The sequence below is a fragment of the Streptomyces sp. PSU-S4-23 genome (genome assembly GCF_055632315.1).
On record NZ_JBVMUU010000002.1, the window covers coordinates 4,158,095 to 4,170,645 of the forward strand.

The following is a 12,551-nucleotide window of genomic DNA, read 5'->3' on the forward strand; positions in this document are numbered from 1 at the left end:
CGCACTCCCGACATCGAGACCCGCTTGGCCGCAATCGGCACCACGATGCGCGTCAGCCAGCCGGTCTCGGTCGGCAAACAGCGCAAACGAATGATCACTTGGGGCCGGTTCCTCGACGACATCGCCCAGCGAGGCTCGTCAGGCGCCCCCACCCGGCATCTGGTCTTCCCCGTGACGTCCATCGCCTGCCGCATCTGCCGCCCCGCTACCTGTCCGCCCACGCCGACCGGTGCTTGGCCCAGGCCCTGCCCGCGTGCCGAGAGTTGACCCGAACGGTGAGGTTGCGTCCTGAGAAGTGGTGTACGGGTTCGACCTGATCCGGGGGTTTGCTCCGGCATCGGGATGGTGCCCGCATAGATGAACGGCCACCGGCTGATCTTCGAGATGTCGAAGCTCGAAGGAGATCAGCACGATGACCGCATCAGACAGTCTGCCCCTGCACGCCCTCGCCGAGGACAACCTCGCTGCGGCGAGTCCCGATCTGCTGCGCGCGATGGTCAAGACGTTCGCCGACGCGCTCATGTCCGCGGAGGCCGACGCCCTCTGCAACGCCGAATACGGGCAGGTCAGCGACGAACGCGTCAACCACCGCAACGGCTACCGCCCACGCGAGTGGGACACCCGCGCCGGAACCGTCGAACTGGCCATCCCCAAGCTGAGGCAGGGCAGTTACTTCCTGCACTGGCTCCTCGAACGCCGCCGCCGCGCCGAACAGGCCCTCATCTCGGTTGGTCGCCACCGCCTACTGCTCGGGGTCTCCACCCGGCGGGTCGAGAAGCTCGCCGAGTCCCTCGGCGTCACCCAGCTGTCGAAATCCCAGGTCAGCGCGATGGCCAAGCACCTGGACGAGCAAGTCGCCGCCTTCCGCAACCAGCCCCTGGACGCCGGTCCGTATGCCTTCGCCTGGGTCGACGCACTGACCCAGAAGGTCCGAGAAGGCGGCCGCATCATCAACGTCCACGCACTGATCGCGGTCGGCGTCAACGCCGACGGACACCGCGAGATCCTCGGTATCGACGTCGCCACCGCCGAGGACGCCCCCGGCTGGCTCGCCTTCCTGCGCTCCCTGATCGCCCGGGACCTGACCGGTGTCCAACTCGTCGTCTCCGGCGCCCACGCCGGCCTCATCGACGCGATCGGTGCCGTTCTACCCGGCTCATCGTGGCAGCGATGCCGGACCCCTTGGAGCCGTACAGAAACAAGGTGTCGCTTCCGCCCGCCCGTGTCGTTGGTCTGGTATGGCACCTTCAAAAGGGGGCACGCGGCCAACTGGCCGTGGGATGCCAGGTGTTGCTGCCGTATCTGAACGAGCGGCAGCGACGGTTGATGCTGGCGGCCGAGGCCCGGCTGCTCGGCCATGGAGGCATCCGAGCGGTCGCCCGCGCTGCCGGGGTGAGCGAGACAACGGTCCGCAGGGGCGTCTTCGAGCTGGAAGCCGGTGAGGTACCGCTTCCCCAAGGACGGATACGCAGGCTGGGCGGGGGATGCAAACGCGCCGAGGAGGTCGACTCCAAGGTTCTGCCCGCGCTGATGTCGCTGGTCGCGCCGGATGAGCGAGGCGATCCGATGTCGCCGCTTCCCTGGACGACGAAATCGCTGCGCCGCCTGGGCGCAAAAGCTGGCCCGGCAGGGCCACGCCGTCTCGGCGATGACCGTGGGCCGTCTACTGAAGGCGAACGGCTTCAGTCTCCAGGCCCAGGTCAAGACGCTTGAGGGCAAGCAGCACCCGGACCGGGACGCACAGTTCCGCTACATCAACGAGCAGGTCAAACGGCACCAAGCCGACGGCGAGCCGGTGATCAGCGTGGACACGAAGAAGAAGGAGATGCTCGGGCAGTTGCCGAACGTGGGTCGGCAGTGGCATCCGAAGGGCGACCCGATCCAGGTCGAGGACCACAACTTCTTCACCGGTCCGAAGGGTGATGCGGCCATCCCGTACGGCATCTACAACCTGACCGCCGATACCGGCCGGGTCAACGTCGGCGTCGATCACCACACGTCCACCTTCGCGGTCGCCTCCATCCGCCGCTGGTGGCAGGCCCGCGGCCGTCTCGACTACCCGCACGCCACCCGTCTGCTGATCACCGCGGACGCGGGCGGCTCGAACAGCTATCGCTACCGGGTCTGAAAGTCGGAACTGGCCGCCCTCGCGGCCGAGACGGGCCTGGCGATCACTGTGTGTCACCTTCCTCCCGGCACATCGAAGTGGAACAAGATCGAGCACCGGCTGTTCTCACACATCACCCACAACTGGCGCAGCCGCCCGCTGACCAGCCACGAAGTGGTCGTCAAGACGATCGCAGGGACCCGCACCCGCAGCGGCCCACGCGTCGAAGCCGCCCTGGACACCGGCGACTACCCCACCGGCATCGCCATCAGCAAGGAATGGTTCCAGGCCTTGCCGATTGAGCGGCATGCCGTCCACGGCACCTTGAACTACGCCCTCTACCCCCAGGAGGCCTCCGACGGTGCCATCCCGGCTCCCGTCGGCGAGGCGGACGGACCCGCCCGGCGCCGCCAGGCCATGCTCAACCGGCTGGCCGACGAGCGACTGACGGGCCTGAACAACACACAGCTCGAGGACCTCGCCGCCGCTGCTGGCTCCGGCTCAGACCGCCCGCACCCAGCAGCGATACAGCGAACAACGCGGCGGCCGGGCCCGCCGCTCACGGGGCAGTGGCCGTCGCCCCCACTCCAGCGGACGTGACCACCGGTGCCGCGGCCACCTTCACTGCCATCGCGAGCGTCATGGGCATCAGCTGGGTGAGCGATCTACCGGCGCCGCAACCTGCTGGAACTCGTGATCCAGCAGTGCGCACAAGTCAGCCAGTGTCGGCGGCCGCCGACGGGTGCGTCGGCCGGTCGCCGCACAGGGCGGCCATAATGCTGCTGTCTCCGCTGCCCGGTGCATAGAGGATGTCTCGGAGGACATTCCAGTTGCCACTCCACGTAAACGTCTTGTACCCGCCCGACCTGGCAAGCCTGGTGACGTACGCCGCCCGCTTGAAGATCGACCTCGGGAGCGCAGCTCGCGATCTCTCGAAACGGAGCTTCTCCTCGACATGACGGATGGATGCACTCGCGATCCCGCTGCCAGTTACAGACATCCGTGAAAGCAGGGACTCGAACCGGTCCCGCTGTGCGACGGCGTCACTACCGGTCCGCATCAACTGGCGTGCACGCCAGATGATCCGTTTCGAGGAGACCCCCAGCACGTTGCGATCATGCTGTCGGTAGCACAGGAACGAGGGATCATCGATCACGTGGAGCTGGCCGCGCAGCGCCGCCCAAATGGCGAGCCAATGGTCGTGCGGCCACCCATCAGGAATGGGAAGGGCATCCCTGATGAGGGTCCGATCAACAGCAAACGTCATGCCTGCGAGAAAGCTGCCTCGGCAGAGCACTGATAGTGCGTGGGGGGAATTCACGGCTTCCAGCTTCGCCCCTGACACCCCCATCGACGAGAACGTGGAGTCACCCAGCGAAGCGCCGGCGGCGTCGATCAGTGTCGCGTCGTGAGCCACCAGGGTTACACCTCGATGTTCTTGCATTGCCCGAAGGGCAGCCTCGACCCTCCCCGCCTGCCAGACGTCGTCCTGGTCGGCGAGCAGGACCACCTTGCCCCTGGCTGCAGACATCGCCCGTTCGAAGTTGCGCGTCACCCCCAGTCGTGACGCACGATTCGGCAGCACGCGCACATTAGGCACGTCTCTCGCTCGGCCGAGTTCCTCGAGCGTACGGTGCACGATGTCGAGAGTGCCGTCGAACGAACCATCGTCGGCGATAACGATCTCCCCCAGGACTGGCGACTGCTCGACCATGCTCGTGAGCTGGGCGCGGACGAAGGACCGGCCATTGAAGGTGCACATCACGGCGGAGGTTTCCATGCTGAACTCGTCAGTCATGCCGCTCGCCCCCTGGGCGCGTGGGCACCCGCGATGGGAGTGATCGCCATCAGTACCTCGCTGCAGACGAGACCCCAAACGACGCCAGCCGCGCCGTGGCGGTATCCAAGGAGCACCATCGCGGGCAGACCGATCACGGCCGTCACCGAAGTCGCCGCAGGCACGATCGTGACGCCACCGAATGGGACGACAGGCATATGCAGGAGCGAAGAAGATACGTTGAGCGTGAAGAAGGCGAATGCATAACCAATACCGGCACGCGGGGGTACTGCCACGTGCCAGCCGAAGACGGGCTGGTTCACCGGGGCAATCACGGAGGAAAGCGCGAGGCAACCGGCGACGCCGAATGTAATGTGCAGGGTGACTGCAACGGACAGGCGTCCGGGCATCGTCGGCGTCTCCCGCAGAAACTCGCGGACCCGCACTTCCACCGCTTCCATCACCGAGCTCGATACCCTCTCATACTTCGGCGGACGGTTCGTGGCCAGCCACCGCTTCACCGAGCTCTTTGAGATCCCGAGAGGCCTCGTGATCCCCCGGACCGGGATCTGCTCGGCGCGATGAAGCCTACGGATCTCTGCCCAATTCTCCATACAGATCACCCTTTCCCCCCTCCTGACCTAGTTCACCAAGATCAGAGTCGGAGGAAGAAGCAAAGTGGGCCAGTTCTGATTGCCTCAAAGAGTCAGCTTCCGGACGTCGTCGAGACCTGTCGGCGACAACCGAAAACTGACCCACTTTGACCGGTTGAAAGTTGACCATATGGCCTTCCCTCGTGGTTGTTCAGTCGTTCGCAGTGGAGACGCGTCCGAGTTCGCGTCTCTTCGTGCGGTAGGAGCCGCCCTTGAGGGAGTCGACCTTCGCATGGTTGGCGACCTGGTCGTTCATCGCGCGGCTACGGTCTCGTCATCGACGACTACCCCCCTCCAGGTATCCAAAGGGTTTGTTGCTGATCACGATGCCCGAGGGCCGCTCGTATCTGTTCGAGTTCAGCAGGTAGCGTTCAAGCTTGCCCCGAACATGAAGGGTGAAGCGAACGGAGCACCTGCGCAGTCGTGACCAGGCTGAGAGCGGCGCCAAGCGGGAGGACGGCAGTGGCTACTTGCGCTCCCGCCCCCAAGCGTTGCCACATAGAGATCGCGCTCTCGGTCCCATTCTGTGGCCTTCTCCACGCGCCCCTGCCTGTCGATTCCTCAACCCCACATGCCGGGAATCGCTGCAACTGCACCGACGGCCTGGGCTCCGAACATCGCCGGGACCAGATACCTCGACGACCAGCGCCCGATACCCGGTACCCGGAAAGCCAACCTGCGGCTGGAAGATTTCCGCACGCGCGAGGACGTGTTCCTGTTTTTCATCACCGACCTGCGCACCTTGTCAACCTCCGACAAGACGAACGCGACCTACGCCTCTCCGCGATCGAAGAGAACATCTCTGGCTGGCCGACCGACTGCGGCTAAGAAGGCCGGCGACCCCGGTCAAGAAGCCCAAGGGCAACGATATCGCCGAGCGTGAGGTTCAATGCCGTGATCGTGACGTCCGCTCGGTCGCCAGGCGCACTCAACAACCGGATCACGCTGATCGGCGCCAGAACATGCAGGACCAGTCTACCTGGGTCATCTGATCTTTAATGCCTTGCTGGGCACGAAAGTCCTCGACCGCTCGGCGACAGCCCCGAACCGCGTGATAGTCGTCCACGATGACATAGCCACCGACCGATAGCTTTGGGTAGAGCGACTTCAGCGCCACCATCGTTGACTCATAAAGATCACCATCGAGTCTCAGCACCGAAATTCGACGGATAGGGGCGGTGGGAAGAGTGTCCTGGAACCAGCCAGGGAGGAACCGGACTTGCTCGTCCAGCAGCCCATAGCGCTCGAAGTTACTCTTCACCTCATCCAGAGAGACAGCGAGTTGCGGAGACTTCCACAGAGCGTCCTGTGCATCGTCGGGATGCCTGTCAGCGTCAGGCTTGGGGAGACCTCTGAAGGAATCCGCGCACCATACGAGACGATGGTGATCTCCGTGCGCCTTCAACATTGCGCGCATGAAGATACTCGCCCCTCCCCGCCATACGCCGGTCTCGATCAGATCCCCCGGAACCTCTTTGTCGAGTACATTACTGATGCAGTGCTGGAGATTATCGAGTCTGCGCAGCCCGACCATCGTCTCTGCTTCGGTAGGCCAGTCCTTGCCCTGCGCTCGTGCTTCCGCATCGAAAGGACACCTCCGAACGATGGCCCACTTACCCTTCGCCGAAATAGCCTTCGTACGGAAAGGTAGCCGCTTCAGGACTGCCGCCCCCAGCGGGGTATCACCAATCCGATGCCACGTCTCACCGAAGGCATAACGTGTGAGGGTTCGTTTGAGAAGGTCCAGGTACAACTGTCGAGGATCAGCCTCACTCGTCTCCGCCGGAGAGTGAACTTGGGGCTGGGTGTATGTGGGGTTCATCCGCTTCCCTTCCGTGTGGAAGTCCTCGGCAAGGCGTGGGCGCGCCGTGGATTAGTGAGTGCCGTGCGTGGCAGCCATCTCGACGAAGCTCTTCATGTCTTATGATCGCGCCAGCACTTGGGCTACGGTGCCGATCTTATCCGCTTGTCCGACGGGTCTGCCTCCGGATTATCGCTGAGATCGCGAGAAACAATCTTCCAGATCAAGGGCCGAAGGCTGGAGATCTACTCAGGTGTTTCGCAAATTCATCCCCCCGATGTCGTAGAGTCGGGCGAATGGGGCTAGTACTGATCTGTGACGTCGCGTTTGATGATCTCGTCATGTTCGCATACGCGGGTGTATGGAGAATCGAACTCGCAGGCCATTGAGTTCAGTTGAGCTGAAGCGGGCGGCAGGTGGAAACACTCACCTAAGGTAGGCTCCACCCGTCTGCTCGACTTGAGTAGCTCGTCGGCCCTTCTCTACTGAGACCACTCGCGCAGCATTGACCCCTTGGAACAGCACAATGAAACAGAGCGCAGCCGCGAGGGCGACAACCGCACCGTTCGTCCCCGCAAGTCGCGCTCCGATCCAGACTCCCGCAACGCCTATCGCACTGCCGGCGGCAGTCGACGTGAAGAGGGCACGCGTTCGGCCGCGCGCAGCTAGGACGTGGCTGCCTGTCACCGTCGCGATGGACCACAGGAGAAAGTACGCTCCGAATGCAGCTGCGGTCGTGCTGCTGATCCTCAGGTCATGCCCGAATAGCAGGCCTGTAAGAGTCGGACCGGCGAATGCCAGTACTGTCAGCCCCACGCTGCCCAGCAGCAGGTGCAGTTTGAAGGACCATGCGGCACGTCGCACGAACTCACGCCCATCGGCCTCGGCAACCCACCCTTGGAGGGCGTTATTGAGCGCGCTGAGGCCTGCCGCTGCCAGGCGCATGACACGGTCGCCTGAACTGAACAGCGCCACAGCCGAGGTGTTCGCAGCGAGTCCGACGATTACCGGGGCGCCGAGCATGTATGCGCCTGCCACCAACTCCGTCGAAGCGGCTGCGACATTCCGGCGAATGCGGTCCACCACCCGCGACGGCGAGAAGTGTTGCCTGCTGCCAGCGGTCTCTGCCCACATGAATGCGATCAAGGGCGTGCACTGCACCACAGCCACGGTGATGGGATACATCAACACAGAACCCGTGACTGTGGTCAAGGTAGCGCCGAGGATGTTGCCTGTCGCCTTGGGAAGCGCGTCATACCACACCATCACGGTCGGCCTACCCGTGCCAACTGCGTACCACGCGATCGAGAAGCCGGAGAGACTAGTGGCCATGGCCGTGGCCCCGACGAGCAACCGTTCATTCAGGCCTGGCAGGAAGAGCGCGCATCCCCAGATCGCTGCCCACGCAGGAAGCGCAGCTGTTACCCGTGACATCGCACACTCCGCGAGCAGCGCCCGGAGTTGGACTCCGTTTGACCGCGCCGCCTCGCCCGGCCCAGTAGTGCTCCAGCCCGCGCCGAGGATGAGCATACCAATGGACCCGATCGATTGACCGATCGCGATGCTCGTCCATTCGGTAAGGGTTGCTGATCTCGCCAGGACTGGCATTGTAAGTAGCGGGATGAGAATCGACATCAGAGGGAGAGCCCCGAAGGCAACCACTCTGCGCACAAGATGTCCCACTTCCGGCGAAGGGGACCGAGCGTCCATCGAGCCGACCGTCCGCCACGACGGGCCCGCGTGCCTCATCGGTGGTACCTAAATGCGCTGTCGACGCCGTCGATGAACAGTGACTTGTCAAAGGGACCAACTTGATCGATGATATCCAGCCTGATCGCCACCCCACTCTGGATAAAGGACGGGATGTCTCGCGTACGCGGGCCCTCAGGGTGGCACAGCACACTCTGTGTGTAACCATCAATGTGCTCCAGCCCCACGACCGTATCGCGGTCCCCCTCCAGTACGCTCACGACCATCGCAACATAGTCTGCGCAGGGTCGGCTGTCCTGATTGAAGGTGACAATCATGCTGCAACCACAGGACCTGGCGAGGTCCAGGCCCTGATTCAAGGCGGCGCCGATCCCCCTGTTCGCGCCCATTCCGATGTTGCAGGCCGCAGCGAAGCCGACATTGGCAGGAAGGGCACACACTTCGACGTCGGGAAACTCGGTTGCCACTCGCTCAAGTGTGTCGTCTGGACTGGCGTCATCGATAACGATCAAGTGCGAGTCGTAGGTCTGCATCAGTAGCGACTTCAAGCAGTCCCGCGTGAGAGCACAATTTCCGTGAGCCGGGACGACGACGTCCACAATCAGCATACTCTGGTGGCCGTGCGGCGCGATCTTGAATGTCTTTTCCGTCAACTGGCACCGCCTGCAAGGCAGACTGCAAGGGCACGACTCACGCGAGCAGCAACCTCGTCCCAACCAAAGTGATCCAATGCGGGCGGCAACAACGTGTCCAGCCCAGAGTCAGCCGCCTTGATGACAAGATCCGCAACCTCACAGGCGTCGTTCGGATTCGTGAACGCCAATCCTCCGAGCCCACAGATCTCGGCCACGGCTCGGCAACCTGTGTAATAGACGACAGGGGTGCCGCAGCGTAGTGCTTCGAGAGCTGGAAGGCCAAAACCCTCGAGCAGGGAGGGAAAGATCAGCGCCCGAGCACCTCGGTAGTAGCTCGCGAGCTTCCCATCATCGATACCGTTGACCAAGATGACTCGCGCTCGAACGCCGACCGTCTCTGCCAGTTCGCCCAGGACACGTCCGTCGCCGGATACCGCAATGAGGTCTAGATCCGGGAGGAGCGAGAGAGCTCTCAGGACCACAGCGGGATTCTTGTGCGGTTTGGCGTTGCCGACGTACAAGAGGTAGGGGCGACTGTGTTCATGAGCCGGGCCGTCGGGGGTGAACACAGCCGAGCAGCCGTTGCCTGTATTGTGGATGAGGACGGCGTCATCACCGAGCCAAGCCTGGAGGTCAGAGGCGGAGGACTCAGAGACCGTGAAGACGTGGCCGGCACTTCGGATAGCAGGACGGACGACGTGTTCGTAATAGACCCGTTGGGCCCTGGCCTTCGAGCCCTTGCCGTGGATGTGGATGAGGTCGTGAACCGTCAGAATCTGACGCGCCCGGGAGAATCCGCTGCCGAAACCCGGGCTGTAGATCAGATCCTCGCTGTGCGGCATGCGCCAGCCCCGGTCCAGGACCGCACGGGGGGACGTCGGGTTCCCGCCGACGGGGAGGCGCTCCCAGTCGAGTTGGAGGCGCGGCAGTACCTCGGTGGCATAGCGGGCGATTCCGTGGTGGCCGGTGTAGCGCTCGTCAACATACAGCGTCATGTCAGGCGCCCACCCATTGGCGGACCTGTCGTGCGAACGCCGTATGTGAGAAGCAGGCAACCCGCGCCGCGGCATCCGTGACGTCCATCGCTAGGGCAGACTCCGCCGCCCTAGCGAGCTCGGCGATCGGGTGGCTTGTGGCGCAGGCGACACCACCACCGACTCCCAGAACCGACTCCGAGGCACCGCCCTCGGTATTCACTAGCACGGGCGTACCGGTCGCCATGGCCTCGACGGGCATGATCCCGAAGTCGTCGACGGCTAGGAACACGAAGAGCAGGGTCTCCTGGTAGAGCGTGTAGAGCTGTGCATCGCTAACCCGACCGACGAAGTGGACGTGGACGGAGACCTCGTCCGCCTGAGCCCGGAGCTGTTTCTCGTCGGGTCCGGTGCCAGCGATCACCACGGGCATTCCGAGCGCCTGCCCCAGCTCGATGACGAGGTCCAGGCGTTTGTAAGACACCAGCCGGGAAGCGCCGAGGATGAACCCGTCGGGAGGCAAAGCATCGAAGAGGGCATCCTCAGTGGCGGTGAGTTCGTCGCGCCACCGATGGACCGCCAGGATCCGCTCGACGTCGACGGGGGGATAGATCACCGTCGCGTCGACGTCCCATGCGCGACGGATGCGGTCACGGATGTACTCGCTGTTGGCGGCGTAGCGCACTCGAGGGTCGGCCGCCCGACGGTCGATCCGCTTGAGCGGGATGCTGGCGGCTCGCGCGAGTAGGCCCTGTCCACGCGCCTCAACCTCGGGCGCCCAGATATAGCGCGCCGGCGAGTGCACGTACGCGTAGGCGTCGAGGCCGGATCGTGCGGCACGGCTCGCCAGATGATGGGAGAACGCGTGCGACGAAGCCAACACGACGTCGTAACCCTTGAGCGACACCCGTCCCCACGCCTGCGGCATGAGCGGCAGGCTCAGCGCCTTCCTGCCCCGAAGCGGCGTCGAGGCCAGGCGTGACTCGCGTACGGAACGTTTGATGGTCTCGGGTGCGTCGTTCCACAGGCACGTGGCGTCGGCCGCCGGGAAGATATCCATCAACTCGCGGAAGACGTTCTCCGAACCGCCGACGCTGGAGATCCACTCGTGCGCGAGCAGCATCCGCGCACCGAGGGGCGCTGGCGACGCCTCGTCTGTGGCGGTGGGTTGGGCACTCACCAGCGACCTCCCGGCCGACGAAGGCAGCGTTGACCTGGCCCGGTCGAACAGGCACGCTCTGTCGCGGTACAAGGCGGGGCCACACACCACCGCGATCCCGAGGCATCTACGAGATCCTCTTGGCTGTCCACCGCGGAGATGTGAGCACCCATGGCTCCATTCGACACAGTCTCGCTGACTACTCCAGTGTCAGGGGCGTTGAGGCCCCCGCCGTCATTCCAGAGGCACCACGCCTTCGTATCCGGAAATGTCTCGACCATGACGTAGTAAACCTTCTCGGAGCCGCCCTTCGAACTGGTCCATTCAAGGGAGATGACACCGCTCATGATGGCCCACGGCCTATCGACGGAACTCAACCATGCCTCGCATATTAGCGGCTTAGTCGATCACCTCTGGTCATTTATCGGAGCCCGGGAGTGTTCCCGATATAGGGGTGACGGAAAATCCTGGCATTCCCTCTCCACCAGCCCTTAGTTACATCACCTGAGGCTGTTACGAACACCTAGAAGAACTCGCATAAGGCCCGTGCTGTAGCGTTCTTTCAACACCTGCCGCTTATTTGTTCCTTCAGCATTCTTCCCCTTCTCGACGATTACAAGATTGTGATAGAAATGCATGCTTACGACGTTCAGATCCGTGTATGTCGGCCGATAGTCAGGGTCGATGAACTCTTCATAGTTCAGACCGTCCGCTAGCCGCTTCAGCATCGACATACTCGTTTTGGGATCGTCCAAATCCTCGCTACCCTGCCATTCCGGCCAGTACGACGTCTGCGTATCTTCGATGGCGTAGATGCCGCCTTCACGGAGCCGAGGGAAGAGCGTCTCAAACGCCGTGATAACGTGTGGACTAAAGTGACTTCCATCATCGATGACAATGTCAAGCGTGCCGATCCTGTCGGAGATAGCGATCAACGACTCGGGCTTGGACTGGTCGCAGACGAACGTCGTAACGCGCTCCTCGTCAACAAATGACTTGTCATGGATATCGATCCCGAAGATCTGTGCGTTCGGGAAGAAGTGCTTCCACGCACGCAGCGATGCTCCCCCCTGGCCAGCTTCACTGTACCCACCGATGCCGATCTCGAGGAGGTTCAGCGCATCGTTCTTCATGTGCTGGAAATGTCGCTGGTAGTGCCGGGCGTACCGATGAGTGCCCCACTTATCCGTATTGAAGTATTCGGCAAGCTTACACAAATCGTCAGAGATCTCCACGAGATTGACCGACGGACCGGTTGATACACCAGACGACCTCCGCTTGAAGCGACACGCCTGATGGCCCTCTTTTCCAATCATGCGCTTAACAGCGTTTCCGGGTGTCGGTGTCGTAGACACGATGCGGATCTCCCTCTACGTGAAGAGAATCATATTTTCGCATTGAATAGTGAATTATCAACCCGCGACTTACGGCCTGCCACCATCGAGCCTGTGGAGAGCACTCGCCTCACCCCCGCGAAGGGGAGAACTAGATCGCTCACACACTCATTCCCGTGGTCAACAACTTAGCATCGCCGCCAGGACGGAGAGCATCCAACACTCCACCAAAGGGGGGAGTCTCTCGGACTGTTCAGGATTACTGATCGAACCACTTGTTCGGCGACAAAGCCCCCAAGGCCCTCTCATCGACCATTCTGCGAACTGGCGGAGGCGTCTTCGAGACGCGTTTGTCCGACCAGTAAACCTCACAAAACCGGGGAAGTCCCGTCGGACCCATC

General features: G+C 62.8%; 9 protein-coding genes and 2 pseudogenes. 3 read left to right on the top strand and 8 right to left on the bottom strand.

Annotated elements, in window-relative coordinates; all coding sequences use genetic code 11:
- Window positions 1-412: 412 nt before the first annotated feature.
- A pseudogene (locus ACZ79I_RS18980) lies at window positions 413-1,192 on the top strand (IS256 family transposase); the annotation flags it as partial.
- 41 nt (window positions 1,193-1,233) lie between these two features.
- Window positions 1,234-2,687: pseudogene (locus tag ACZ79I_RS18985) on the top strand (ISAzo13 family transposase); the annotation flags it as partial.
- A gap of 135 nt (window positions 2,688-2,822) precedes the next feature.
- On the opposite strand, the gene ACZ79I_RS18990 reads toward ACZ79I_RS18985, so the two are convergent.
- On the bottom strand, window positions 2,823-3,905 hold the full coding sequence (locus tag ACZ79I_RS18990; RefSeq protein ID WP_471498706.1) for a glycosyltransferase: 1,083 nt from the start codon (window positions 3,903-3,905) through the stop codon (window positions 2,823-2,825).
- Window positions 3,902-4,345 (bottom strand): hypothetical protein, encoded by a 444-nt coding sequence (locus tag ACZ79I_RS18995; RefSeq protein WP_471498707.1) that lies wholly within the window; start codon window positions 4,343-4,345, stop codon window positions 3,902-3,904. Before ACZ79I_RS18995 ends, ACZ79I_RS18990 begins: the two co-directional genes overlap by 4 nt.
- 718 nt (window positions 4,346-5,063) lie before the next feature.
- Here ACZ79I_RS18995 and ACZ79I_RS19000 point away from each other — a divergent pair.
- Entirely contained in the window at window positions 5,064-5,420 is a 357-nt protein-coding gene (locus tag ACZ79I_RS19000; RefSeq protein WP_471498708.1) for a hypothetical protein, read from the top strand.
- Window positions 5,421-5,477: 57 nt separating this feature from the next.
- Here the strand turns inward: ACZ79I_RS19000 and ACZ79I_RS19005 are convergent, their stop codons facing one another.
- From ACZ79I_RS19005 to ACZ79I_RS19030, 6 genes are all read right to left on the bottom strand, one after another.
- Window positions 5,478-6,290, bottom strand: coding sequence for a TylF/MycF family methyltransferase (locus tag ACZ79I_RS19005; RefSeq protein ID WP_471498709.1), 813 nt, complete (start codon window positions 6,288-6,290; stop codon window positions 5,478-5,480).
- A gap of 474 nt (window positions 6,291-6,764) precedes the next feature.
- Window positions 6,765-7,973, bottom strand: a complete 1,209-nt coding sequence (locus ACZ79I_RS19010) for a lipopolysaccharide biosynthesis protein (protein ID WP_471498710.1) — start codon at window positions 7,971-7,973, stop codon at window positions 6,765-6,767.
- 110 nt (window positions 7,974-8,083) lie between these two features.
- A complete protein-coding gene (locus ACZ79I_RS19015) occupies window positions 8,084-8,656 on the bottom strand; it encodes a glycosyltransferase family 2 protein (RefSeq protein WP_471505060.1) in 573 nt (190 codons plus the stop codon).
- Window positions 8,657-8,697: 41 nt separating this feature from the next.
- Window positions 8,698-9,678, bottom strand: coding sequence for a glycosyltransferase family 4 protein (locus ACZ79I_RS19020; RefSeq protein ID WP_471498711.1), 981 nt, complete (start codon window positions 9,676-9,678; stop codon window positions 8,698-8,700).
- 1 nt (window position 9,679) lies between these two features.
- Window positions 9,680-10,780: a glycosyltransferase gene (locus ACZ79I_RS19025; protein ID WP_471498712.1), complete on the bottom strand. Its 1,101-nt coding sequence runs from the start codon at window positions 10,778-10,780 to the stop codon at window positions 9,680-9,682.
- Window positions 10,781-11,316: 536 nt separating this feature from the next.
- Window positions 11,317-12,171 carry a class I SAM-dependent methyltransferase gene (locus tag ACZ79I_RS19030; protein ID WP_471498713.1) on the bottom strand — a complete coding sequence of 285 codons (855 nt, stop codon included), beginning with the start codon at window positions 12,169-12,171 and terminating at the stop codon, window positions 11,317-11,319.
- Between the last annotated feature and the right edge of the window lie 380 nt (window positions 12,172-12,551).

Coding starts and splice junctions, on each gene's coding strand:
- ACZ79I_RS18990 (WP_471498706.1), bottom strand. CDS start 3,905: ATGACTGACGAGTTCAGCATGGAAACCTCCGCCGTGATGTGCACCTTC.
- ACZ79I_RS18995 (WP_471498707.1), bottom strand. CDS start 4,345: ATGGAAGCGGTGGAAGTGCGGGTCCGCGAGTTTCTGCGGGAGACGCCG.
- ACZ79I_RS19010 (WP_471498710.1), bottom strand. CDS start 7,973: ATGTCGATTCTCATCCCGCTACTTACAATGCCAGTCCTGGCGAGATCA.
- ACZ79I_RS19015 (WP_471505060.1), bottom strand. CDS start 8,656: ATGCTGATTGTGGACGTCGTCGTCCCGGCTCACGGAAATTGTGCTCTC.
- ACZ79I_RS19020 (WP_471498711.1), bottom strand. CDS start 9,678: ATGACGCTGTATGTTGACGAGCGCTACACCGGCCACCACGGAATCGCC.
- ACZ79I_RS19025 (WP_471498712.1), bottom strand. CDS start 10,780: ATGCTGCTCGCGCACGAGTGGATCTCCAGCGTCGGCGGTTCGGAGAAC.